Consider the following 25,578-nt stretch of genomic DNA (forward strand, 5'->3'; position numbering starts at 1 on the left):
AAGATAATACCTATATGAAAGAATATATATCTTATGATTTATATGATTATATGGGAATAGCAGTTCCAGAAATGTCTTATAGTAATATTAAGGTTAATGGAGAAGAATGGGAATTTTATCTTGCTATTGAAGTTATTGATGAAAGATATTTAGAAAATAACTTTGGTACAAAAGAAGGAAATCTTTATAAACCTGAAACTATGGGAATGGGAGGAAAAAATGACAATAAAGGAGGTGGAAATCCACCGCCAAAGGGAGATAATCCACCTGATAATGGTGAAATGCCACCAGACATGAATAATAACAATGAATTTAAGAATAAGGATATTTCTAAAATGAATAAAGATGATATGAGAGGAGGTCCTAATTCAAATAAAAATTCTGAAGGTGCTGATTTTGTATATATAGATGATGATGTCAGCAGCTATTCTATTGTAAGAGATAGTGCAGTATTTAAAAGAACTACAGATTCAGATTTTAAGAAAGTTATAAACATGTATAAAAATCTAAATGATGGAACAAACTTGGAAGATGTATTAGATGTTGAAGAGGTATTGAAGTATTTTGCAGTAAATACTTATTTGGTTAATCTAGATAGTTATTCAGGTGCTATGTATCATAATTATTACCTATATGAAAATAATGGTATATGTCAGATACTTCCTTGGGATTTGAATTTATCTTTTGGGGGATTTTCAGGAATGGGAGGAAAAGAAAACAATTCTGGGACTTCGACAATAATTAATTTTCCTATTGATAATCCTGTATCAGGAAACTTAGAAAATATGCCTTTAATAGGAAAGCTATTAGAAGTTGATGAGTATAGAGAATTATATCATAGCTATTTAAAACAAATAGCAGACAAGTATTTTAATAGTGGATATTATGCTAATCTTGTAAATAAGCTTGATAATCTTATAGGAAATTATATAAAAGAAGATCCTACTGCATTTTGCACATATGAACAATATGAAACATCAATCCCAGAAATGATTACATTTGGTGAAGATAGAACAAAGAGTATTTTAGCTCAATTGAATGGTGAACAGCCTTCAACGATTTATGGAAATATTGAATCAATAATAAATGTTTCAGCATTGTCTTCTAAAATTGGTGGTGGCAGAGGACGTGAAGATAAGAAATTAGAATCAAAAGATGAGAATGTAAATTCTGATGATTTGCAATACCAAGAAAGAAAAATAAATGATACAAATGCTAAAGATGATAATTCAGCTAATGCAGAAAAAGAAAAAAATAGTGACAATAATGAAAATGATCACAGTAAGAAAGAGGAAAACAAAATTTCTCAATCAAAGGAATATTTAATGATTGTAGCGTTATTGTGTGTTGGAATAACATCAATATTTATTGTGAGCAGATTTAAAAGAAGAAAATTCTAAAGGAATAATATAGGATTCATTAGATAATAATATTAGTGTGATAATTACATGATAAATTCTACAAAATATCGTAATCACTTTATAACTTGTGATTACGATATTTTGTCTATCTATATATAGAATGCAAGTAATATTCCTGCAAAAAAGGCAAGAGAATATAATACTGCCCATAACAGAATTCCACTTAATGTCCAGATAAATATTGAATTTGAATTAGGATTTCTCCTGAATTTCAACATTAAAAACAAACATATGCCTACAAGAGGAAAAATACATGAAATAAATTTGAATCCAAATGAAATATGACCATAGTATGGGTTAGGCATACCACAGTAACTGCATATATTTAAGTTACTAGAAATATTATTGCCACAATGTTTGCAAATCAATAAACTCACCTCAATATATAAAATAAAAATATATACGTGTTAATGATAAAAATAAATATCAAAGAAATCTTAAAAAATGTTCATCATTCGTTGTGAATGGTATATTGTTAATTGAAACATATAGAATAATTATATTGTACAAAAAAATATATATACATAATTTAGAGTTTAATGAGAACATTTTCTATTAATTCTTTATACATTAGAATAATGAGGATATTAAAATTATAACATTAATTCAATAAATGAATGTATTATCATATTATTTAACATAATAAAAAGAATAATTTACGAAAAATGTAAAAACCTTAATTGACATTTAAAATTCGTTACTATATAATAAATTACAATAAAAGACTGTGATTAGGAAAAGTATTTTAGAATTTATTTTTAGAGAGTAGCTGGATGGTGCAAAGCTATAATAAATCTTGAAGAAAATCACCTAGGAGTTGGAGACTGAAAGATATTTATTTAGATATTGATTAAGTTATCACGTAAGAGCCTGCGTTAAAGGATAGAGTATATTTGTACTTGAAATTAAGCATTTAATTTTTTATTAGATGTTCACCTTAGGTGGTTTGCGAATTTTACTTCGTCCTGTGGGATGAGGTTTTTTTTCGTTTAAAATGCTTTTATCAATGTGGAGATTGTTAGAAGTATAATACAAAGTTAATTATTGTTTTTTAGCAAGATAAATATATACAGGACATAAAATGAAAGGGGAAAATTCAATGTACAATAAAGTAGATGCATCACAAAGTGTTGTGAGCAGGGAACAAGATATTGCTAAGCTTTGGAAAGAAAAAGACATTATTCAAAAGAATTTTGATGCAAATAAAGGTGGAGAACACTTCACTTTCTTTGATGGACCTCCAACAGCAAATGGTAAGCCACATGTTGGTCATATATTAACAAGAGTTATGAAGGATATAATTCCAAGATACAAAGTAATGCAAGGATATCAGGTTTTAAGAAAGGCTGGATGGGATACTCATGGTCTTCCAGTTGAACTTGAAATTGAAAAGAAACTTGGAATTTCAGGTAAAGAACAAATTGAAGATTACGGTGTAGAAAAATTCATTACAGAATGTAAAGACAGTGTATTCTCTTATGTAAGTCTTTGGGAAAAGATGTCTGAACAAATTGGTTATTGGGTTGATATGGATGATCCATATGTAACTTATCATGATAATTACATTGAGTCTGAATGGTGGGCTTTAAAGAAATTGTGGGATAAAGGATTGTTATATAAAGGTCATAAGGTAATGCCTTACTGTCCAAGATGTGGAACTGCTCTTTCATCTCATGAAGTTGCTCAAGGATATAAAGATGTTAAGGATTTAACAGCTACAGCTAAATTTAAAGTTGTTGGTGAAGATAATAAATATATATTAGCATGGACAACAACTCCATGGACATTACCATCTAACTTAGCATTATGTGTAAATAAAGCATATACTTATTGTGAAGCTAAAGTTGGCGATGAAGTATATATTTTAGCAAAAGACTTAGCAGAAAAAGTTTTAGGCGATAGAGAATATGAAATTGTCAAGGAATTCAAAGGTGAAGAATTACTTGGAGTTAAATATGAACAATTAATGCCTTTTGCAAAAGTTGAAGGTAAGGCATTTGAAGTAATTCATGGAGATTACGTTACATTAACAGATGGTACTGGTATAGTACATATTGCTCCAGCTTATGGTGAAGATGATAGCTTTGTTGCTAAAAAGAATGGAATTACATTTATTAACTTAGTAGATGCAAGTGGTAAATTTGTTCCAGAAGTAACTCCATGGGCAGGAAAATTTGTTAAGAAATGTGATGAAAGCATTTGTAATTACTTAGAAGAACACAATCAATTATTTGATAAACATAGACATACACACTCATATCCACATTGTTGGAGATGTGATACACCACTTCTTTACTATCCAAAAGACAGTTGGTTTGTAAAAATGACTGCAATGAGAGATAAATTACTTGAAAATAACAATAAAGTAAACTGGTATCCTGATAATATTAGAACAGGAAGATTTGGTAAATTCCTTGAAAATGTTATTGACTGGGGTATTTCAAGAGATAGATATTGGGGAACTCCACTTCCAATATGGCAATGTGAATGTGGTCATAGAGAATGTATAGGAAGCAGAGCTGAATTAGAAGAAAAAGCTACAACAGACTGTAAGGGAATTGAATTACACAAACCATATGTTGATGGAATTAAATTAAAATGTCCTGAATGTGGTAAAGAAATGACAAGAACTAATGAAGTTATTGACTGCTGGTTTGATTCAGGATCAATGCCTTTTGCACAATGGCACTATCCATTTGAAAACAAAGAAAAATTTGAAGCAAATTTCCCTGCTCAATTTATATCAGAAGCTGTTGACCAGACAAGAGGATGGTTCTATACATTGATGGCTATATCAACATGTTTATTTGATACAAATCCATTTGAAAATTGTATAGTATTAGGTCACGTTTTAGATAAAAAAGGACTTAAGATGTCAAAATCTAAGGGAAATGTTGTTGATCCATTTGAAGTGTTAGGCAGTCAAGGAGCAGATGCTACAAGATGGCATTTCTATACTGCAAGTGCACCATGGCTTCCAACAAGATTCTCAACTGATGACGTTGCAGAAACTCAAAGAAAATTCTTAGGAACATTATGGAATGTTTATTCATTCTATGTGTTATATGCTGATATAGATAAATTTGATCCAACTAAGTATGCAGATTTTGTATCTGATAATGTAATGGATAAATGGATAATTTCTAAGTTAAATACATTGATAAAGACAGTACAGGAAAACTTAGATGGATATAAGATAACTCAAGCTGCATTAGCAATTGAAGACTTTACAGATGAATTATCAAACTGGTATGTAAGAAGAAATAGAGCAAGATACTGGTCTCAAGAATTAAGTGATGATAAGATTGGTGCTTATGTAACATTATATAAAGTATTGACTACTATATCTAAGGTTGCAGCTCCTTTTGTACCATTTATGACAGAAGAAATTTATCAAAATTTAGTTGTTAATCTTGATAAAAATGCACCAGAAAGTGTTCATTTATGTAAATGGCCAGTAGCTGATGAAAGCACTATAAATCCAGAATTAGAAAAAGAAATGGATTTAGCATATACTTTGGTTAAACTTGGAAGAAGTGCAAGAAATGCTGCTAATGTTAAGAATAGACAGCCACTTTCAGAAATGCTTATTTCAACAAATGTTCTTCCAGAATATTATGGAGATATAGTTAAAGATGAATTGAACATTAAGAAAGTTGAACTTGGAGCTGATCTTTCTAAGTATGTTAATTTTGAAATAAAACCAAACTTGCCTGTATTAGGAAAAGCGTATGGTAAGTTAATTCCTCAAATTAGGAAAGCTATTTCTGAAAAAAATCAAATGGAATTAGCTCAAAAGGTTCAAAATGGCGGAAATGAAGTTATAGATGTTAATGGAACTGAAATTGAACTTAATAGTGAAAATTTATTAGTAACAATGCAGGGACTAGAAGGATATGCATTTGCTGGTGAAGGTCACTTAGGGGTTGTTTTAGATACAACAATAACTCCAGAACTTAGAGAAGAAGGCCATGTTAGAGAAATGATTTCTAAAATTCAAAACATGAGAAAAGATAAAGGTTTTGAAGTTGCAGATAAGATTAAGCTTTATGTTTCTGGAAATGATATGTTAATGGACGTTATCAAGAAATTTGAAGATTCTATTAAGAAAGAAACATTAACTGTGGAAGTTGTTTATGGTGCAGAAGCTGATTATACAGAAACAACTATTAATGGTGAAACATTAAACATGACTGTAGAAGTTGTAAAATAGTTCAACTTATTTAGGCAATCTGGGAATTCAAGGAAACCTTGAATTCTCAGTTTGTTTTATCTTAAACTATTTTAATTTATTATAAATTTAGAATAGTATTTAGAGAGAATGACAAAAATTAGAGTGAACCTAATTATTTGCCTATATATTGTTGATTTGTAAGGTATTATATTAGTATAATTAAATTAACTAGAAAATTCAAAGGAGGAATAAACATGGCTACTTCTATAAAAGATGTTGCAAGAGAAGCTGGGGTATCGATTGCAACAGTTTCTAGAGTTTTAAATGATATCGATGTAGTAAATGAAGATACAAAAAAGAAAGTGCTAGATGCAATAAAAAAATTAGGATATAGACCTAATATAGTGGCAAGAAGTTTAAAAACTCAAAGGACAAAAACAATAGGAATTTTATTACCAGATATCTCAAACCAATTATACCCAGAGATTGTTAGAGGAGCAGAAGATGTTTCAAACATCTATGATTATAATATTATATTATGTAATTCAGATCTTGATATAGATAAAGAAAAAGAATATTTAAGAGTTCTGAAAGAAAAAATGGTTGATGGTGTAATCTACATGAGTAGTTCACTTCAAGATGAAATATTAGAACTTATAAATGAATTAGATTTGAAAACAGTATTGGTTGAAACTAAAGATAAAGAGGGATTATTACCAAGTGTAACTATAGATAATGTAAAGGGTAGTTATGACAGTACAAAATTTCTTATAGATAAGGGTGTAAAAGATATCGCATTTATTGGTACTAACAAAGATGCTATGAATGCATGGGGAGATAGATACATAGGATATGAAAATGCTATGAAAGAAGCTGGAGTAGCTATTGATTCTGATTTAATATATCTTGGTTCAATAAAGGTTAAGACAGGATATGAAGGTGTATTACAAATATTAAAGAGCGGAAAAAAATTTAGTGGTATAGTGTGTGCATCTGATGATATATCAATGGGAGCAATTAATGCTTTGAGAGATAATGGAATTCAAGTTCCAAAAGATGTAAGCGTTATAGGTTTCAATGATAATTTTGCAGCATCAATTTTTTATCCTAAAATAACAACTGTATCACAGCCAACATATGACATGGGATCTGTTGCAATGAGAATGCTTATAAAGCTTCTTAACCAACAGCCATTAGATAAAGCACATTTTGTATTAGATCATCAACTTGTTGAAAGAGAAAGTACAATTTAGCAGATATTAAAGAAAACACAGACTGAGATCAGTCTGTGTTTTTATAACTTATGTATTAAATTATTCCTTCACTTTTTAATATATTCTCTAATCTTTGAACTTTATTTGTCAATTCAACAAATTTTTCTTTTAGTTCTTTTTTTGAAGAATCATTATTAATGCTAATGCAGTTTTCCATTTCCTCAACAGCTTTTAAAGCTTCATCTACATCATTTTGAGCTAATTTTAAATTGGAATCTTTCATAAGTTAATCTCCTTATTTCATTAAATATTATGTTTAATAATTATATGGTATCACTACTAATTTATAAGTTCAAGGAATATAAATTAATATGAAAATAATAATTTGGAGAGGAGACAATACAGTCAATTAATGGCTGTAATTAGGATATGATAAATTATATTTGGTTCATTTTAATTTTTTTAGGAAGCCTTGTTGGGATATTTAATGGTTTGGGTGATGATATATCTAAATCTATAATTGATTCTTGTGGAAGCACAGTATCATTTATTATAGAACTTGTAGGGATTATGTGTTTCTGGTGTGGAGTAATGAAGATAGCAGAAAAAAGTGGATTCACAGATAAACTTGCAAAAATATTAAAACCTGTATTAAAAATAATATTTAAAGAAGCAGCTAAAGATGAGCATGCATTAGGTGCTATAGTTATGAACATCACAGCAAATATGATGGGATTATCAAATGCAGCAACGCCTTTTGGATTGAGAGCTATGGAAGAAATGAATAGACTTAATAAGAATAAAGAAACAGCATCTGATGATATGTGCTTGTTTTTAGTGTTAAATGCAGCGTGTATTCAGTTGGTTCCATCTACAATAATATCAATAAGAGCAGCCTGCAACTCATCTAATCCAGGTATAATAATACTTCCTGCAATAGTATCAACAACAACAGCAGCTATTGTAGGAATTATATGTTGTAAGCTTTTGCAACGATATTTCTAAGGGGGAAAATATTATGTTGGAATATTTAAGTAAAAGTATAATACCTATAATTTTTTTACTTATTATTACCTATGGAATGTTTAAAGGAAAACAGGTTTATGAATGGTTTATTGAAGGGGCTAAAGAAGGCTTAAATGTATGTTTAAGAATATTCCCATGTATACTTGCAATTATAATAGCTGTTGAAATTTTTAAAAAAGCAGATCTTATGAATATGGTTACAGGATTATTGGCTTCTATAACTAATCTGATAGGATTACCAAAGGAATTAATTCCACTTGTGATAATAAAACCATTGTCTGGAAGTGGAGCTATAGGAGTATTCACAGATATAATTAAAAATTATGGACCTGATACAAAGATTGGATTGATTGCATCTGTAATTATGGGAACAACTGAAACTATATTTTATACTATTACAGTTTATTTTGGAGCTGTAAAAGTTAAAAAGATAAGACATACATTATGGGCTGCAATATGTGCGGATTTAACAGCAATAATAATGTCCATATTTGTAGTGAATATATTCCTATTTTGATTTAAAAATAGGAATATTCCTGTTTTTGGGGTGGATTTAATTTTAATAAAATTTCAATAGTAGTATAATAATATAAATTATAAATATTTAAGGTTAAGGAGAAATAAAAATTATGGATAAAAGAATTTATATCAGACATAGATCAGATTTGATGAATGAAATAGAAGATAATTCTATAGTTATATTATTTGCTGGAAATGCTCCTAAAAAAACAGGAGATGAATTTTATCAATTTACTCCAGATAGAAATTTTTATTATTTAACAGGAATAAGTGAAGAAAATCATATTGTATTATTATCGAAATTTAATAATGAAATAAATGAAAAATTATTTTTAAAGGAAATAGATTTAGAAAAAGAAATGTGGAACGGAAAGACATTGAGGGATTCTGAAGCAAAAGAGATATCAGGAATTGATGATGTGGTTTACAAAAATGAATTTCATGAATATTTAAATAGAACAATAAAAGGAGCATCTGAAATAAATTTATATTTAGATTTGGACAGACAGGATTATGAAGAAGAAGATTCAGTTGCTTTAAAATATGCAAAATTATTGAGGGAAAAGTATCCTCAAGTTATAATTAAAAATATATCAAGTAAAATTATACCTTTAAGAATGATTAAGTCCAAGGAAGAAATAGAAGAGATGCAGAAAGCAATAGATATCACAATTGAAGGTGTAGAAACTCTTATGAAAAATGCAAGAGAAGGGTTAAAAGAATATGAATTAGAAGCATATTTTGATTTTACGTGCAAAACAAAGGGAGCTAAAGATTTGGCGTTTAGAACAATAGCAGCAGCTGGAAAAAATGCAGCTACACTTCATTATGTTGAAAATAATAGTGAAATGAAAAGTAAGGATTTAATACTATTTGATTTAGGTGCTCAATGGAATTATTATAATGCTGATATAACAAGAACATTTCCTGTAGGTGGAAAGTTTTCACCTAGACAGAAGGAAATATATGAAGCAGTTCTTAGAGTTAATAAAGCAGTAATTAAAAAGATCAAGCCTGGAATTGTTTATAAAGAATTAAATACATGGGCAACCGATCTTATTGCAGAAGAGTGTTTAAAACTTGGAATAATAAAAGAAAAAAGTGAAGTTAGAAAGTATTATTGGCATAGTATTGGACATAATCTTGGACTAGATACTCATGATGTGGAACCACAGGGAAGAAATTTTATCTTTAAAGAAGGTATGGTATTTACTGTTGAACCAGGAATCTATATAGCCGAAGAAAATATAGGAATAAGAATAGAAGATGATGTTTTAGTTACAGAAGATGGATGTGAAGTGTTGACTAAAAACATGATTAAAGAAACAGAGGATATAGAAAAATTTATGTCTGATAATAAGTAATTAATTAGTGAATTCTACATAAAAAAACAAAAAAATTATAAAACGACAAAAATAATTTGCAAAAAATATGAAATTACAGTATTATGTTAATAGAAAATTTAAAAGTGAATAATTGAAAGAGATAGAGGCGCAGTATTTAATAGTATTGCTATGGATTAAAGCAAAGTGAAATAGCAAGAAAGGAAATATTGCCGAAGTTTATAACTGATGCTTTAAGGTTATAAGACTGGGGTTATGCAGAATATGTATGACACTGTCACAAAGATGTTGTATTTGTGGGGAGCTATCATTCATGGAATTAAGATGTAGTTGTTTTGTAAATATACATTTTAGGACCTTGGGTGTATCCCAAGGTCTTTTCTTTTATCAATAATATTAAAGGAATAAATTTTTTTGATTTGCCATAAGGTTTTTTAATAAATAATTGTTAAGATTTATCTGGTTTTATAAGCATGTAAACTCTATCTTGAAATTTTCACAATATTATTAGGGGGAATTATATATGAAAAAATTAAGAAAGTATTATGTGTTCTTGTTAACATTATTAGTACTAATAGTTCCATCATTTGCAGTTTTTGCAGCAGATGATGTGGCAGCAGACAATGCATCTAAATTTGGACTACTGACAATATTGCCACCATTAGTGGCAATTGCATTAGCATTCATAACTAAAAATGTTGTTATTTCATTATTTTTAGGAACAATATCAGGATGCTTTTTATTGCAGATTTCAGGTAATAATGTAATTTATGCAATTGTACATTCATTTTTAGATTTTGTTCAAAGAGCATTGAATTCATTAGCTGATCCATGGAATGCTGGGATAGTGCTTCAGGTTATGGTTATTGGTGGTGTTATAAGTCTTGTAAGTAAAATGGGTGGAGCAAAAGCAATAGCAGAAGCTCTTGCTAAAAGAGCCAAAACTCCAAGAAGTGCACAATTAATTACATGGTTATTAGGAGTATTAGTTTTCTTTGATGATTATGCAAATTCATTGATAGTTGGACCAATAATGAAACCTGTTGCTGATAAAATGAAGATATCAAGAGAAAGATTAGCATTTATTATTGATGCTACGGCAGCACCAATTGCAGGTATAATGATAGTTTCAACATGGATTGGATTGGAAGTTGGATTAATTAAGGATGGATTTGAATCAATTGGACAAAGTGCAGATGCATTTGGAGTGTTTTTAAATACTATCCCATATAGATTTTATAACATATTAATATTAGTATTTGTTGTTGCAACGTCATATTTTTTAAGAGATTTTGGACCTATGAGAAAAGCTGAAATAAAAGCAAGACAGGGTTATGTTTCAGATAAAAATAAGGAAATTGCGTTAGACAAAGCAGCTGAAGAAGAAATGGCGCCTAAAGAGGGTATAAAATTAAGCATCTGGAATGCAATTATTCCAATTGGAGCTCTTATGATATCTGCGTTAATAAGTTTTTATTATAGTGGATATACTGCAATAATGGGAGGAGAAGATGTAACACTTCAAGCTTTAATGACAAATTCACCAATGTCATTTACAGCTATAAGAGAAGCGTTTAGTGCATCAGATGCATCAGTAGCATTATTCCAGTCAGCATTATTTGCATCTATAGTTGCAATAGGAATGGGTGTATATAAAAAGATATTTACTTTTTCAGAAGCTGTAGATGTATGGGTTGATGGAATGAAGGGATTAATTATAACAGGGGTTATATTAATACTTGCCTGGTCATTAAGTTCAGTAATTAAGGAACTTGGTACAGCAGCATTCTTAGTTCAAATGCTTTCTGATTCAGTACCTAAATTTTTATTGCCAAGTATAATATTTATTTTAGGAGCAGTAATTTCATTTGCTACAGGAACTGCATATGGAACAATGGGGATATTAATGCCGCTTGCAATTCCGCTTTCATTTTCAATATCTCCTGATTTTGGATATGTAGTAATGAGCACAAGTGCAGTTTTAACAGGAGCAATATTTGGTGATCATTGTTCACCAATATCAGATACAACAATAATGTCATCAATGGGAGCAGGGTGTCATCATATTGATCATGTGAAAACTCAAATGCCATATGCATTAACAGTTGCTGCGATTACAATAATATGTGGCTATATTCCAGTAGGTCTTGGATTACCTATATGGATTGTGCTTCCAGGTGCATCAGTAATAACATGTGCAGTAGTTTATTTTGTTGGTAAGCCTGTAGGTGATTTTAAATAAATTTTTAATATATAATTGTTATTTTTTATTAATCCAAAGAATGAAATAATTATTATTTTATTCTTTGGATTAATTTTTAATATATGAATTTAAAAATTAAGCAGTATGATTGTTGCTTTTAATTGGATTAAAATATTTATTTACCAAAATTGCAATAACAATACCAATTATAGTATCAATAGTTCTGTTTATAGCATAAGTATATGAATTAATTTGAGAAGCATAATTTATCATAATTCCACTTATAACAATACAGGAAACTATAACAGATTCAGGTTTTTTAAAGATAGTACATAGATATATTGAAATTGAAATTCCAATACCAGTAACTATAGAACTTATACTATACAAAAAAGTAAATTTGGTACTTAGATAAATAAGAATTATACCTATAAGGCCACCTAACATAGTTCCTATGATTCTGTTTTTTCCCATATGAATACTGTTAGATACTGTGTCTTTCATACAAAAAACTGCTGCTATACATGCAAAGAATGGATTTTCCCTTCTTATTAAATTAAATACTATCATGCAGAGTGTAACAGCTATAGCAGTTTTTATATTTCTTAATCCTAATTTAGGTAATTGAGTATTATAATTAATGGGTCTCACCTCCGATGCAATTCATTTGAATTATAACATAGAAATAATAATTGTTTAAAAAGAAAGACTATCCATTAAAACTATAATATTGCATAGTATATTTATTTTTCTTTTTGTGTAAATTGTTTAATGTTTAAATCTTGATTGAAAAAAATTATTTACAGTCATATAAATAGAAAATAACAATTGATTATACTGATAAAATAATATAAAATAATTATTGGAAGAAATATAATGCAGTGAAAAGAAGAGTAATAAAACGGATATTCTATAAGAGAGCTGATATGTGCTGAAAGTCAGTGTTTGAAAGTTTTATGAAGATGGTCTTAGAGCAGATTTTCTGAGCTGATTGTTTTTAGTTAGGAAAATACGGGAGCAACCGTTATATTGCAGAGTGATGATGGTCACTTAATGAGTTGTTTATTGTGAAGTAGATAAGAAATAGAGTGGTAACACGTATAATACGTCTCTATATAGGTTTTAATATACCTATATAGAGATTTTTTTATAAAAATAAACATCAGCTGGGAAAGATTATTATTAAATTAGCTTCCAGCTGTAAATTAAATATTGGAGGAATTACGTAATGTGTAAAGATTGTAAAAAACCATTTTATATTACAACACCAATTTATTATCCATCAACAAAACTACATATAGGTAACACTTATACTACAGTAGCTGCTGATGCTATAGCAAGATTTAAAAGATTAACAGGATATGATGTAATGTTCTTAACAGGAACAGATGAGCATGGACAAAAAATTCAAAGAATAGCTGAAGAAAAGGGAATCACACCAAAGGAACATGTAGATGAAGTAGTTGCAGGAATAAAAGATCTTTGGAAAATGATGAATATAAGCTATGATAAATTTATCAGAACTACTGATGATTATCATGTAAAAGCTGTTCAAGATATATTTAAAAAATTATATGATCAAGGAGATATTTATAAGAGTTCTTATGAAGGATGGTATTGTACTCCATGTGAATCTTTCTGGACTGATACTCAATTGTTAGAAGGAAATTTATGCCCTGATTGTGGAAGACCAGTTGAAAAGTCAAAAGAGGAAGCTTATTTCTTTAAAATGAGTAAATATGCTGATAAATTAATAAAGTATATTGAAGAACATCCACATTTCATTCAACCAGAATCAAGAAAAAATGAAATGCTAAATAATTTCTTAAGACCTGGATTACAGGATTTATGTGTATCAAGAACAAGTTTTGACTGGGGGATTCCAGTAACATTTGATGAAAAACATGTTATTTATGTATGGATTGATGCGTTATCAAACTATATAACTGCTCTTGGATATGGTCAGGAAAATACAGAGTTATATGATAAATTCTGGCCAGCAGATGTACATTTAATAGGTAAAGATATATTAAGATTCCACACTATTTACTGGCCAATAATGTTAATGGCTTTAGGTTTACCTCTTCCAAAGCAAGTATTTGGACACGGATGGTTACTTGTTGATGGTGGTAAAATGTCTAAGTCAAAAGGTAATGTTGTAGATCCTGTTGTTTTAGTAAATGAATTTGGAGTGGATCCAGTAAGATATTACTTACTAAGAGAAATTCCATTTGGCGCAGATGGATTATTCAACAATGAAATATTCATAAAGAAAATAAACTCAGATCTTTGTAATGATTTAGGAAACTTATTATCTAGAACTGTTGCAATGATAGAAAAATACTTCGGAGGAGAAATTCCAGCACAAGCTGAAAAAGGTGATTTTGATGATGAATTAATAAATTTAGCATTAAGTACACCAGCTAAAGTTGAAGAAGCAGTTAATCAATTAAATCTTCCATTAGCTTTAGAACATGTATTTGAATTAATTGGAAGAGCAAATAAGTATATTGATGAAACAACTCCTTGGATACTTGCTAAAGATGAAGATAAGAAAGCAAGACTTGGAACTGTTCTTTATAATTTAATTGAAAGTTTAAGATTTGCTTCAGTTATGATTTCTGCATTCTTACCAGATACAGCTAAGAAGATTAATGAACAGATTAATTCTGAAAATCTTTCATGGGATTCATTAAAAGAATTTAGTGGAACAGTAGCAGGAACTAAGGTTGTTAAAGGAGATAATTTATTCCCAAGAATAGATGTTGAAAAGAAATTAGCTGAATTAGAAGAATTAAGAGCTAAGATGAATCCAGCTCCAGCTAAAAGAGAAATAGCACCTATAAAAGATGAAATAACAATAGATGAATTTGAAAAAATTGATTTAAGAGTAGTTAAAGTATTAGCTTGTGAACCAATAAAAGGAGCTAAGAAATTACTTAAATTAAAAGTGGATTTAGGTGGAGAGGAAAGACAAGTGGTTTCAGGAATAGCAGCACATTATAAGCCAGAAGAATTAGTTGGTAAAAATGTAGTTTTAGTTGCTAACTTAAAGCCGGTTAAATTAAGAGGGGAATTATCACAAGGTATGATTTTATGTGCCGCAAGTGATGATGATAGTATATTAAAAGTTGTTGATCCAGGTGATTTATTAAGCGGAAGCATTGTTAGATAATTGATATTTTACTGAAGGCTGGGGGAAAAATACTCTCAGCTTTCAATTAAAAAGTGGGGGTGTTTTTTTGAACGTAATAATAGGAAATGCTTGGCCATATGCCAATGGAGAACTCCATTTAGGAAGAATAGCTGTATTACTTCCAGGAGATGTGCTGGCTCGATATCATAGACTTATGGGAGATGATGTTGTATTTGTTTCAGGAAGTGATTCTCATGGTACACCAGTAACAATGAGAGCTAAAGCTGAAGGCAAAACTCCAGAAGAAACATGTTTATATTATCATGAAAAAATCAAAGAATGCTTTGAAAAACTCGGTTTTTCTTTTGATATTTTTACAAAAACTCATACAGAATATCATGCTAGAAAAGTTAGTGAGTTTATTCGGGAACTATATGATAAAGGATATATTTATGAAAAGGAAGTTGAACAGACTTTTTGTCCAAATTGTAATGAATATCTTTTAGATAGATATATTGAGGGAAGATGCCCATCTTGTGGAAGTCATGCAGTAGGAGATCAATGTGATGAATGCTCAGAAATATTTGAAGCAGAAGATTTACTAGATAAAAAGTGCATTTTTTGCAAATCAGAACCTATTATAAAAGAAACTAAACACCTATTTTTTGCATTATCAAAACTTGAGAATGATGTTAAAAGAATTTACATACGTCAAAATGGATGGAGAGAAAATGCACAAAAGATAACAAATAGATATTTAAATGAAGGATTGAGAGACAGAGGAGTAACTAGAGATTTCAATTGGGGTGTAGATGTTCCTTTTGCAGGATTTGAAGATAAAAAGATTTATGTATGGATTGAAGCTGTAATGGGATATCTTACAGCCAGCATGAAATGTCTTGATGAGAGAAATGAAGATTATATGGAATATTGGAATGGGGAGGATAGCAGAATCTATTTTGTGCACGGAAAAGATAATATTCCATTCCATACAGTAATATTTCCAGCTATATTATCAGGACTTGGAATCAAAAGACCAAATATAAGAGAAATTTCAAGTGAATATATGAAACTTGAAGGAAAAAATTTCTCAGCAGTAAAGAATTGGGCTTTATGGCCTGATTATCTACTAGATAAGTATGATGCAGATTTAATAAGATATTATTTGATAAGCAATGGACCAGAAACAAAAGACACAGATTTTACATGGAGGTCATTTATAAATACCAATAATAATGAATTAGTTGGATTGTTTGGAAATCTAGTGAACAGAGTATTGGCATTTATAAATAAAAACTTTGATGGAGAAATACCAAAAGGAATTATAGATAAAAAGTTTAAAGATAACATGTTTAAACTTTATTGTGATGTTGGAGATAATATAGAGGAAGGAAATTTTAAAAAAGCACTAGAGTACATATTCAATTTTATCAAAAAATCTAATAAATATTTTGATGATGAAAAGCCATGGATAAATATAAAAAAAGATAGAAGCAAGTGTCAGGAGAGCATGCACACATGCGTTCAGATAATAGCTAATTTAAGTAATCTTTTAGAACCTTTTATTCCAAATTCAGCTCAAAAATTAAGGGGATTTTTAGGGATAAAAGAACCAGTATGGATGCCTATTGAAATAAAAGAGGGGAAAATTAATAATTTAGAGATATTATTTGAAAGAATTGATAAAAGTGTAGCTGATGAAGAATTAGCACGACTAAAAGATGAAAAGAACTAAAAAAAGAACGTCTCACTTAGGGGAATGAGACGTTCTTTAACCATATGAAAACAAATGGTTAAAAGGGGTAAATAATAATGCTTAACTACTTTACAATTAAAATAATACATGCAGAATATGTCAATGATGTGTCAAATAATAATTTTTTAAAGGAGAAATAATATGGATAATAAATTTAAAATTATAGATAGTCATGCACACTATGATGATGAAGAGTTTGAAAGTGATAGAGAAGAAGTTTTAAAACAAATTACTGAAAATGGTGTTATAGGAATACTTAATTGTGCTTCATCATATAAAAGCTTGAAGATTACTGATGAATTGACAAAAACTCATGAATATATTTATGGTGCATTAGGAATACATCCTGAAAATGCAGATGAAATGAAAGATGATACTTTAGAAGAAATAAAAAAATATATAAAAGAAAACTCTAAAATTGTAGCAATAGGAGAAATTGGATTAGATTATTATTGGGATGAAAATCCGCCTAAAGAAGTTCAAAAAGAAGTATTCAGAAAACATATGAATTTAGCAAGAGAACTGAATCTTCCTGTAGTTATTCATGATAGAGAAGCTCATCAAGATACATTGGAAATAATGAAAGAATTTCCTGAAGTTAGAGGTGTGGTTCATTGTTTTTCAGGAAGTGTTGAATTTGCAAGAGAATGTGTTAAGTTAGGATATTATATAGGTTTTACAGGTGTAGTTACATTTAAAAATGCAAAAAAGGTAGTAGAAGTAGCCAAGGATATGCCTTTAGACAGAATGCTTGTTGAAACAGACTGTCCATATATGGCTCCTGAACCTAATAGGGGAAAAAGAAATAAATCAGATTATATTGAATATATAATAAATAAAATTGCGGAAATTAAAGAAATCGACCCTTATGAAGCAAATATTCAATTTAACAAGAATTTTTTGAGGTTGATGAAATTGGAAAAATAAGGTAATATATAAAGCGTACACAAATTAAGTGTACAATAATTGTACAAAGTACTTTTTCAAATATGACTTATTGTAGAAAAAATATGAGCCTAAATACAAATCTATAAAAAGATAAAGATGCCGTATAGCATAGAATAATTTAATTATATTCTGAATTATTTTCTACATAAAATTTAATGTGTAGATAAAGAAGAATATAAGTAAGTCATTTATTAAAAATTATATAAGGTTAAATTAGCTTTTTAACCTCACATCATTAATTAAAAATGAAGCATAAAATTAAATGCTATTATTTTATTATAATATTTTTAACAATATTTTAATTTTATAAAAAAAGTGCTTCATTAGCGATGCAAGAGTCTATTAATTTGACAATATGGTCAGATTAATATATAATGCAAAAGACACTCTTGCCAAAGGAGGGAAATTAATGGTAGAAAGATTAAAGCGATTTACCACCAAATCTTTATTTAACGGTCCGAAGGCAAAAATCATTTTAGGAGCAGTTGCAACAACACTAACAATTGCAACAATAGCGACTATAACAGTAATGAATATGAGAAAAACACTAACAATAAGTATTGATGGAAAAGAAGAAACTTTTGTCACTTACAAAGGGACTGTTCAAGATGTGCTGCAGGAAAGAAACATTGCAGTAGGTGTTAAAGACAAAGTGCAGCCGTCATTAGAATCCAGAGTATCTGAAAAAGAAACAATCAAAATAAAGTCAGCTATACCAGTAGAAATAACAGCAAATGGTGTACGATTAGAAGTACAAAGCGCAGAAGATACTATTGGGGAAATGCTGGAAAATGAAAAAAGCACATTACAAGAAAATGGAATAGAGTTTAATAACAGCATTGATGAAGTATTACCGGATGCAAATTGTCAGATAGAAGATAATTTAAGTGTACAGATTATCAATGTTGAAAAGAAAGAACTTGTACAAAATGAGCCCATTAACTTTGAAACAATAGTTGAAAAAGATGAAAATCTTGATAAAAGTGTTAGTAAGGTTAAGAGTGAAGGTGTTAATGGAGAAAAGGAAGTTACTTATGAAGTCGTGTATAAAGATGGAGTGGAAACTTCAAGAAACATTACAAGTACAAAAACTATTGTTGAACCACAGAATGAAATAGTACTAAAAGGAACAGGTCAAGTGTATGCGAGTAGAGGTGGAGAAAGCATAAACTATAAAGAAAAGCTTAATTGTGTAGCGACAGCTTATAGTGGCGATAAAACTACTGCGACAGGAAAGGCTCCTGTTAGAAATCCAGGTGGTATTAGTACAATAGCAGTTGATCCTTCATTTATTCCTTTAGGAAGCAAGGTTTATGTAGAAGGATATGGATATGCAATTGCATCAGATACAGGTGGAGCAATCAAAGGAAATATAATTGATTTATTCCTTAATTCATCTAGTGAATGTAAAACATGGGGAAGAAGACCAGTTACTGTTTTAATTGTAGCTTACCCAGGGGAATGGTAAATTTGTTGGAGATAACTATATGTTATCTCTATTTTTTTATGTGAATAAATTTGACAATTACTATAAATTCAATATAATATTGGAATGTTAAAAAGAGATATTATAAATTATTTGGATATATTCTAGTTAACAAGTATAATGAAAGTAATACATTAAATTTAAATAAGAGATATTTTATATAAAATAATTATAAATTAGAGCATATGAAAGGAAGTATAATAATTGATTAAAGAAGTTATTGTTGTTGAAGGCAGGGACGATGTTGATGCTGTAAAAAAAGCTTTAGATGCTGAAATAATAGCAGTTGGTGGATTTGGAATAAATGCAAAAGTTATTGCTAGAATAAAGGAAGCACAAAAAAGAAAAGGTGTAATAGTATTAACAGATCCTGATTTTGCAGGAGAAAAAATAAGAAGAATAATTTCCAAAAGGGTTAAAGGAATAAAGCATGCATATATTGCTAAAGAAGATGGTCTTAAAAATGGGGATATAGGAGTTGAAAATGCAACTCCAGAAGTAATATTAAGAGCATTAGAAACAGCTAAAATTACTGTAACAGAAAAAACAGAATTCTTTAACATGCAGGATATGCTATACTTTAAACTTACAGGTGATTCAACATCAAAAGAAAGAAGACAAAAGCTAGGTAAGATCTTAGGCATTGGTTATGGAAATGCAGCACAGATGGTATCTAGATTAAATAATTATGGAATAACTAAAGAAGAATTTACTAATGCTGTAAATGAAATAGAAAAACAAATGGAAGCAGGTAATAAGTAGATGGATTTGAAGGATTACAAAACACAGGAATTAGTTAAAAAATATAATTTTAAATTTTCTAAAAGTCTTGGGCAAAATTTTTTAATTGATGATTCTGTACTTACAAATATAGTTGAAGGTGCAGAAGTTAATGATGAGGATTTTGTAATAGAAATTGGTCCAGGAGTAGGAACATTAACTGCAAAACTGTTGATGAAAGCAAAGAAAGTTACATCAATTGAACTGGATAATGATTTGATTCCTATTTTGCAAGAGGAGTTAGGTGGATATGAAAATTTTAATCTAATACATAATGACGCTTTAAAAGTAGATTTTAATGAGCTCATAGGAAATGAACAAAGTGTTAAACTGGTAGCTAATCTACCATACTATGTAACAACACCTATAATAGTAAAATTATTAAAGGACGGATATAATTTTAAATCTCTAACTATAATGATACAAAAAGAAGTTGCAGAAAGAATTGATGCAGAACCAAATTGTAAGGAATATGGTGCTTTGTCTGTTCTTGTTCAATATTACTGCAATACAAGTATAGTAAGAAGAGTTGCACCAAGTTGTTTCATACCAAGACCTAAAGTAGAATCGATAGTAATAAGATTAGACAGACTTAATGAACCAAGAGTTAAAACTAAGGATGAAAAGCTTATGTTTGAACTTGTAAGAGCTGGATTTAATATGAGAAGAAAAACTTTATGGAATGCTGCAAAGTCATTTAAATTGAGCAAAGAAAAATTAGAGAAGGCTTTTGAAAAATCCGGAATAGATCCAAAGAGAAGAGCAGAAACTTTATCTATCGAAGAATTTGCAAGTTTAGCAGATTGTATATATGATGAAAAAGAATAATTTTAAGTATGGCCATAATCAAAGTTGTAATAATGCTTTGATTATGGCTTTTTTATTTACCTACTTGTTATTAAGTATAATAAATCATAATCAAGATTACGGTGCATATACTATATGGAATAAATATATGTGGGAGGAAATTTGGCTTGGCACATAATAAATTGTATAGAAATTTTATAATTCTACAAGAAGATGATAGAGGAAGTTCATCTAACGAAAAGGCTCTATCAGGATATGCTAAAGTGGAAGCGAAAGGAGATAAATGTAAGGTTTCCTTTTATGCTCAAAATCTAAATAAGGAAAACAATTATTCAATGATACTTATCTGCAGTAAAAAAGACTGTAGGCAGCTTATCGATTTAGGAAGACTTGAGGTTAATGAAGTTGGAAAAGGAGACACGAGTAAAGAATATTATGTTAATAATATTGCTGGCCTTGGAATTTCATATGAAAAAATATCCGGAGCTGCAATATGCATAAATAGTGGGAATGAAATGACTTTTATAATGCATGGGTTCATGAATGGGGAAGAAACTAATGAAAATTGGAAAAAATACAAAGTAGTTAAAGATATTGAAATTTCAAATAGAATGGATAAAAAAACAGACCTTGAAACTATAAGAAAAGAACCAGCAAAGGTAATTTCTCATGAGCAGCCTCAAAAAAATGTAATTGAAGCTAAGATAATAGAAACTAAAGTTGTTGAACCTAAAGTTGTATCTCATGAAAGTACAGATAATAATTCAGCAATAAAAGAGAACATAGTTACAGAAGAAGTTGATGATAATTTAGAAATAGACGCACTTGATAATAGAAACTCAGATGAAGAAGAGAGATGTAAAAAATGCAAAGAAAAGGATAAAGATAAAAAATATTGTTCTGGAGATGAAATTAAAAAGATATATGATAAATTAGAAGACTGTGTTCTTGATATAAACATAAAAATACCTAATATGAAAGAAGATATGGTTATTTATGGATTTATAAAGAAAAAATCAGATGACGATCAGTGTTGGAAAAGGTTCAAATCTAAAATTCAATGTAAGAGAGATGAAGAATATATAGCTGAATCAATAGAAAAAAGTAGAAGGATTGAAGAAAATACAAGGTTAGATAGGATAGATTTTGAGGGATATGAAAAATCTATTGAAAATATAAATAAGGAACAAACATTTTCTATAAAAGGAGAAGAAGGAAAATATTTTGAAAGGATTGCTAGAGGGTTTGAGGTATATAAAGGTAGTGTTCCTGATATAAATTACTGTAAATGGTATAGAGTAAATGTAAACAATATGAATGATTTATGCAATAAATCTGATTATGATAAATATACATTAGCTTATTATCCAATGTTGAATTACTATCCTTATATTAATAAGGAAAATTACTTTTTATTAGGCTATAAATGTAACAGTATAGGAGAACTTCAATATATTATTTATGGTATTCCGGGAAGCAAATCATCAGATGAACAGCCTTATGGAGGAAAAACAGGATTTGTAACATGGGCTAATGATGGAACAAGAAATAATGGATATTGGTTAATGTTTTATGATTATAAAAAATGTTCTATAGTAGTTCCTACTGAGTAGATTTTTAAATATGAATAAAAAACAAATTACTGTTACAGCTTTGTTATCATCATTGATGCTGTTATTAGCCATATCACAAAGTTTTTTTACTGACAATTTCTCTAATTTAAATATTATAGAGAAAAACACTGAAGAAAATATATATACATTTGAAAATTACTCAATAGAATTTCCATCAGAATGGAATGTAGATGAATCAGAAAACAAAAATGATTATATAAGCTATAATGTTGAATTTAAAAATGTAGATAAGTCTGTTAGTGGTTTGCTTCAAGTTATAAATACTAAACAGGATATAAGAGTTTATGCAGAAAATGATATGAAGAAGCAGCCATTAAAATATTCAGATAATGAAATAATTCCATTTGAAAATTCTGAAAGCATAGGTGTTTTATCAAAATATAATACAGAGATTGATAATGGATATAGTTATATAAATAGGTCTTATTATATTAAAGGAGACAATGGACAAATAATAAAAATTTTATTTAATATATCAAAGAATAGTCATAATTCAGATTTGGATAATGAGTGTTCGAATGTAATATCAAGCATTAAGCATGACAAATAAGGTTTGCTAATAAACTATATAAGTATTATAATTTAAAGTATCAAGGAGAAGCATAATTAAGCTTCTCCTTGATACTTATTTGTGTTAGGAGGTAATTGATGCGAATAATATTATTTAGTTTATTTGGAATAAAAATAAAAAGTTATGGATTAATGATTGCTATAGGAATAATTGTGGCAGCAGCATTATTTATAAATAAAGGTAAAAAAAGAGGATACGATGAAGATTCATTATTAAATTTAATTATATGTGCTGTAATAGGTGGCATATTAGGTGGTAAAGGATTATTTATAATAACTGAAATAAAAGAAATAATAAAGGATCCAGGTATATTGCTTAACTTTGGTTATGGATTTGTAGTTTATGGTGCTATTGCTGGTGGCGCATTAGGAATGTATTTATATTGCAGAAAGAAAAAATGGAATATACTCGAAATGATGGACATTACAGTTGCTGGGCTTGCTATAGCTCAAGGTTTTGGACGTATTGGATGTTTTCTTGCTGGATGTTGTTATGGAGCAGAAACACAATTACCAATAGGGGTTGTATTTCCAGAGGGATCACTTGCACCTGCAGGTATTCATGTTCATCCAACACAGATTTATTCATCAATTTTTGATTTTATTTTAGGTATATTTCTTTTATACTATGGGAAAAAACAAAGAGAAAATGGAAAAGTGATGGGTATGTATTTAATGATTTATAGTATAGGAAGATTTTTGGTTGAATTTTTAAGAAATGATCCTAGAGGAAATGTTGGTATATTATCTACATCACAATTCATAGCAATATTTACTTTAGCACTTGGAATTATTTTATTTAACAGTATTAGGATTTTTAAAGGAGCGAAAAAAAGCATTGAAAATTAACAAATTAATAATTATGCTTATGGCACTAATAGTGTTTGTTATGCCTTTATCTGGATGTTCTGTAATGGAAGATATGGCGGTAAAGCTTAATTTTAGAAATGAAGAATTTAATTATATAAAACAGAATAAAGTTGATAAAATAGTAATACAGAATGTTAGAGATAGTGGATTTAGATTTATAGTTAATGATTCACAAGCTATAAATGACATATATAAAATTCTTGTAAAAGGAAAAAAGCGTGAGGAAAAAAGTTCTTTAGATCCAGATTATATTTTTGAAGTTTATGTAGGCGAAGAAAAGCGAACATATTATTATGTAGTTGGTGAAAGCTCAAGCAAGATGGGAAATTTTTATAATGATACAAGTTCTTTTTCAGTTCCTAAGACATTGGAAAATACAATAATGCAGAATCTTTCTTTTATAAGAAAACCTAGAAATTTTGAATACATTTATTATGGATCAATATTAAAAGTAGTTAGGGCTCATAAAGATATGCTAGCCAATTCTAAAGTTGGAATAGATATATCAGGAGATGTAGACTGCTTAAAATATGTATTTTCTGCTGATTTAGAGAATTTTAAGAAAAATCTTGATAAAGAATTGAATAATGTTGACTTAGTCAACAATAATTCAGATCAGTTTGATGTGATAATTAAAATCAAAAATAGAGGTTATAATAGTAAAACATTTAAAACATTAATAACTATAGATAATAAATTAGATAAATCTTTTAACAGTTATTATATAACTGCAGAATATAATTATAAAGATTGGGACATCAAGGTTAGTGAGGCTAATGAAAAACCTCAAGACTGGTAAAGATAAGGAGGATAAGAATGGGAAGCTGTGATAGTTGTCCAAGTAAAGATAAATGTCAAACAAAAAGTAAAGGTAGTTGTGAAACGCAGATACCTAAATTAGCTCCTAGATATGGGACAATAAAAAATATTATAGGTGTTATAAGTGGTAAAGGTGGAGTTGGGAAATCAACTGTGACTGGAATTATGGCAACAATGTTAGCTAAAAGAGGTTATAAAGTTGGTGTTTTAGATGCTGATATAACAGGTCCGTCAATGCCAAGATTTTTTGGGATAAATAAAAAGAGATCTTTAATTGAACCTTTAGATAATGAAATGGTTAGATTTAATCCAGTTGAAACAGAAAGTGGAATAAAAGTAATGTCTATGAATCTTGTTACTCCAGTTGAAGAAGAACCAGTTATATGGAGAGGTGCTGTAATTAATGGAGTATTAAAACAGCTTTATAGCGAAACTAACTGGGGAGAATTAGATTTTTTGCTTATAGATATGCCTCCAGGAACAGGAGATATAGCATTGACAGTAATGCAGGAATTCCCTATTGATGAAATGGTAATAGTATCTACTCCACAAGACATGGTTTCAATGATTGTTAAGAAAGTTATTATAATGACACAGAAAGTTGGAATAAAGATTAGAGGCGTAGTTGAAAATATGGCATATATAACTTGCCCGGATTGTGATAAAAAGATAAGAGTTTTCAGTAAAAAATCTTCTGAAGAGAATGCAGAATATTTAGGTATTCCATTAATAGGAGAATTACCTATTGATGTTGATTTTACAGAAGCTCTTGAAGAAGGTAAAGCTGAGCAGTATGTTAAAGAGAGCCCTTTGTATTCATTAATATTTGAAGGCCTTTATTAAAACAAAAAAATATTTAAATGAAAAACTTC

20 protein-coding genes, 1 riboswitch and 1 other annotated feature are annotated in these 25,578 nt (G+C 29.1%); of the genes, 18 read left to right on the forward strand and 2 right to left on the reverse strand.

From position 1 onward, the window contains the following. The 3 genes from Q0F58_RS07105 to Q0F58_RS07115 all read left to right on the forward strand — a co-directional run. On the forward strand, positions 1-1,400 hold a 1,400-nt coding region (locus Q0F58_RS07105), incomplete at its 5' end, for a CotH kinase family protein (RefSeq protein WP_294374260.1). Between the two features lie 1,120 nt (positions 1,401-2,520). Continuing rightward, entirely contained in the window at positions 2,521-5,634 is a 3,114-nt protein-coding gene (gene ileS / locus Q0F58_RS07110; RefSeq protein ID WP_294374261.1) for an isoleucine--tRNA ligase, read from the forward strand. A gap of 215 nt (positions 5,635-5,849) precedes the next feature. Further along, a complete protein-coding gene (locus Q0F58_RS07115) occupies positions 5,850-6,848 on the forward strand; it encodes a LacI family DNA-binding transcriptional regulator (RefSeq protein ID WP_294374263.1) in 999 nt (332 codons plus the stop codon). A 55-nt stretch (positions 6,849-6,903) separates the two neighbouring features. Here Q0F58_RS07115 and Q0F58_RS07120 read toward each other — a convergent pair whose 3' ends face one another. Next, the gene (locus Q0F58_RS07120) at positions 6,904-7,092 is read right to left on the reverse strand and encodes a hypothetical protein (protein WP_294374266.1); all 189 of its coding nucleotides are present in this window, start codon (positions 7,090-7,092) and stop codon (positions 6,904-6,906) included. Between the two features lie 146 nt (positions 7,093-7,238). On the opposite strand from Q0F58_RS07120, the gene Q0F58_RS07125 reads away from it, so the two are divergent. The 4 genes from Q0F58_RS07125 (at position 7,239) to Q0F58_RS07140 (ending at position 11,939) form a co-directional block, all read left to right on the forward strand. Beyond that, a complete protein-coding gene (locus tag Q0F58_RS07125; RefSeq protein WP_294374269.1) occupies positions 7,239-7,814 on the forward strand; it encodes a nucleoside recognition domain-containing protein in 576 nt (191 codons plus the stop codon). Between the two features lie 13 nt (positions 7,815-7,827). Then, complete coding sequence (locus tag Q0F58_RS07130) at positions 7,828-8,352, forward strand: spore maturation protein (RefSeq protein ID WP_294374274.1); 525 nt, start codon at positions 7,828-7,830, stop codon at positions 8,350-8,352. Positions 8,353-8,464: 112 nt separating this feature from the next. After that, complete coding sequence (locus tag Q0F58_RS07135) at positions 8,465-9,718, forward strand: aminopeptidase P family protein (protein ID WP_294374278.1); 1,254 nt, start codon at positions 8,465-8,467, stop codon at positions 9,716-9,718. Positions 9,719-9,832: 114 nt separating this feature from the next. Then, positions 9,833-10,012: riboswitch (Lysine riboswitch) on the forward strand. A 208-nt stretch (positions 10,013-10,220) separates the two neighbouring features. Further along, positions 10,221-11,939, forward strand: a complete 1,719-nt coding sequence (locus Q0F58_RS07140) for a Na+/H+ antiporter NhaC family protein (protein ID WP_294374280.1) — start codon at positions 10,221-10,223, stop codon at positions 11,937-11,939. Positions 11,940-12,035: 96 nt separating this feature from the next. Here the strand turns inward: Q0F58_RS07140 and Q0F58_RS07145 are convergent, their stop codons facing one another. Then, positions 12,036-12,551 carry an aromatic acid exporter family protein gene (locus Q0F58_RS07145; RefSeq protein ID WP_294374282.1) on the reverse strand — a complete coding sequence of 172 codons (516 nt, stop codon included), beginning with the start codon at positions 12,549-12,551 and terminating at the stop codon, positions 12,036-12,038. 221 nt (positions 12,552-12,772) lie between these two features. After that, positions 12,773-13,016, forward strand: a binding site (T-box leader). Between the two features lie 88 nt (positions 13,017-13,104). On the opposite strand from Q0F58_RS07145, the gene metG (Q0F58_RS07150) reads away from it, so the two are divergent. The 11 genes from metG (Q0F58_RS07150) to Q0F58_RS07200 all read left to right on the forward strand — a co-directional run bounded on the left by metG (Q0F58_RS07150) (position 13,105) and on the right by Q0F58_RS07200 (position 25,549). Next, on the forward strand, positions 13,105-15,075 hold the full coding sequence (gene metG, locus Q0F58_RS07150) for a methionine--tRNA ligase (RefSeq protein ID WP_294374338.1): 1,971 nt from the start codon (positions 13,105-13,107) through the stop codon (positions 15,073-15,075). Between the two features lie 67 nt (positions 15,076-15,142). Next, on the forward strand, positions 15,143-16,771 hold the full coding sequence (metG, locus tag Q0F58_RS07155) for a methionine--tRNA ligase (protein WP_294374285.1): 1,629 nt from the start codon (positions 15,143-15,145) through the stop codon (positions 16,769-16,771). Positions 16,772-16,933: 162 nt separating this feature from the next. Beyond that, positions 16,934-17,719, forward strand: a complete 786-nt coding sequence (locus Q0F58_RS07160; protein WP_294374287.1) for a TatD family hydrolase — start codon at positions 16,934-16,936, stop codon at positions 17,717-17,719. A 430-nt stretch (positions 17,720-18,149) separates the two neighbouring features. Further along, entirely contained in the window at positions 18,150-19,208 is a 1,059-nt protein-coding gene (locus Q0F58_RS07165) for a 3D domain-containing protein (RefSeq protein ID WP_294374289.1), read from the forward strand. Positions 19,209-19,430: 222 nt separating this feature from the next. Beyond that, positions 19,431-19,988 (forward strand): ribonuclease M5, encoded by a 558-nt coding sequence (gene rnmV, locus Q0F58_RS07170; protein ID WP_294374291.1) that lies wholly within the window; start codon positions 19,431-19,433, stop codon positions 19,986-19,988. Further along, positions 19,989-20,834, forward strand: coding sequence for a 16S rRNA (adenine(1518)-N(6)/adenine(1519)-N(6))-dimethyltransferase RsmA (gene rsmA, locus Q0F58_RS07175; protein ID WP_294374293.1), 846 nt, complete (start codon positions 19,989-19,991; stop codon positions 20,832-20,834). It abuts the gene before it with no gap. Positions 20,835-20,980: 146 nt separating this feature from the next. Beyond that, entirely contained in the window at positions 20,981-22,426 is a 1,446-nt protein-coding gene (locus Q0F58_RS07180) for a hypothetical protein (RefSeq protein ID WP_294374296.1), read from the forward strand. A gap of 10 nt (positions 22,427-22,436) precedes the next feature. Further along, on the forward strand, positions 22,437-22,997 hold the full coding sequence (locus Q0F58_RS07185; RefSeq protein WP_294374299.1) for a hypothetical protein: 561 nt from the start codon (positions 22,437-22,439) through the stop codon (positions 22,995-22,997). 98 nt (positions 22,998-23,095) lie between these two features. Beyond that, positions 23,096-23,866, forward strand: a complete 771-nt coding sequence (locus Q0F58_RS07190) for a prolipoprotein diacylglyceryl transferase (RefSeq protein WP_294374302.1) — start codon at positions 23,096-23,098, stop codon at positions 23,864-23,866. Next, entirely contained in the window at positions 23,856-24,686 is an 831-nt protein-coding gene (locus Q0F58_RS07195) for a hypothetical protein (RefSeq protein WP_294374307.1), read from the forward strand. Before Q0F58_RS07190 ends, Q0F58_RS07195 begins: the two co-directional genes overlap by 11 nt. Positions 24,687-24,703: 17 nt before the next feature. Then, a complete protein-coding gene (locus tag Q0F58_RS07200; RefSeq protein WP_294374310.1) occupies positions 24,704-25,549 on the forward strand; it encodes an Mrp/NBP35 family ATP-binding protein in 846 nt (281 codons plus the stop codon). Positions 25,550-25,578: the final 29 nt, after the last annotated feature.

The sequence above is a fragment of the uncultured Clostridium sp. genome (assembly GCF_934754915.1).
Lineage (GTDB): Bacteria > Bacillota > Clostridia > Clostridiales > Clostridiaceae > Clostridium.

Excerpts from the sequence above, each read along its gene's own strand:
- ileS (WP_294374261.1), top strand. The coding sequence starts at position 2,521 with ATGTACAATAAAGTAGATGCATCACAAAGTGTTGTGAGCAGGGAACAA.
- Q0F58_RS07115 (WP_294374263.1), top strand. The coding sequence starts at position 5,850 with ATGGCTACTTCTATAAAAGATGTTGCAAGAGAAGCTGGGGTATCGATT.
- Q0F58_RS07120 (WP_294374266.1), bottom strand. The coding sequence starts at position 7,092 with ATGAAAGATTCCAATTTAAAATTAGCTCAAAATGATGTAGATGAAGCT.
- Q0F58_RS07125 (WP_294374269.1), top strand. The coding sequence starts at position 7,239 with ATGATAAATTATATTTGGTTCATTTTAATTTTTTTAGGAAGCCTTGTT.
- Q0F58_RS07130 (WP_294374274.1), top strand. The coding sequence starts at position 7,828 with ATGTTGGAATATTTAAGTAAAAGTATAATACCTATAATTTTTTTACTT.
- Q0F58_RS07135 (WP_294374278.1), top strand. The coding sequence starts at position 8,465 with ATGGATAAAAGAATTTATATCAGACATAGATCAGATTTGATGAATGAA.
- Q0F58_RS07140 (WP_294374280.1), top strand. The coding sequence starts at position 10,221 with ATGAAAAAATTAAGAAAGTATTATGTGTTCTTGTTAACATTATTAGTA.
- Q0F58_RS07160 (WP_294374287.1), top strand. The coding sequence starts at position 16,934 with ATGGATAATAAATTTAAAATTATAGATAGTCATGCACACTATGATGAT.
- Q0F58_RS07165 (WP_294374289.1), top strand. The coding sequence starts at position 18,150 with ATGGTAGAAAGATTAAAGCGATTTACCACCAAATCTTTATTTAACGGT.
- rsmA (WP_294374293.1), top strand. The coding sequence starts at position 19,989 with ATGGATTTGAAGGATTACAAAACACAGGAATTAGTTAAAAAATATAAT.
- Q0F58_RS07185 (WP_294374299.1), top strand. The coding sequence starts at position 22,437 with ATGAATAAAAAACAAATTACTGTTACAGCTTTGTTATCATCATTGATG.
- Q0F58_RS07190 (WP_294374302.1), top strand. The coding sequence starts at position 23,096 with ATGCGAATAATATTATTTAGTTTATTTGGAATAAAAATAAAAAGTTAT.
- Q0F58_RS07200 (WP_294374310.1), top strand. The coding sequence starts at position 24,704 with ATGGGAAGCTGTGATAGTTGTCCAAGTAAAGATAAATGTCAAACAAAA.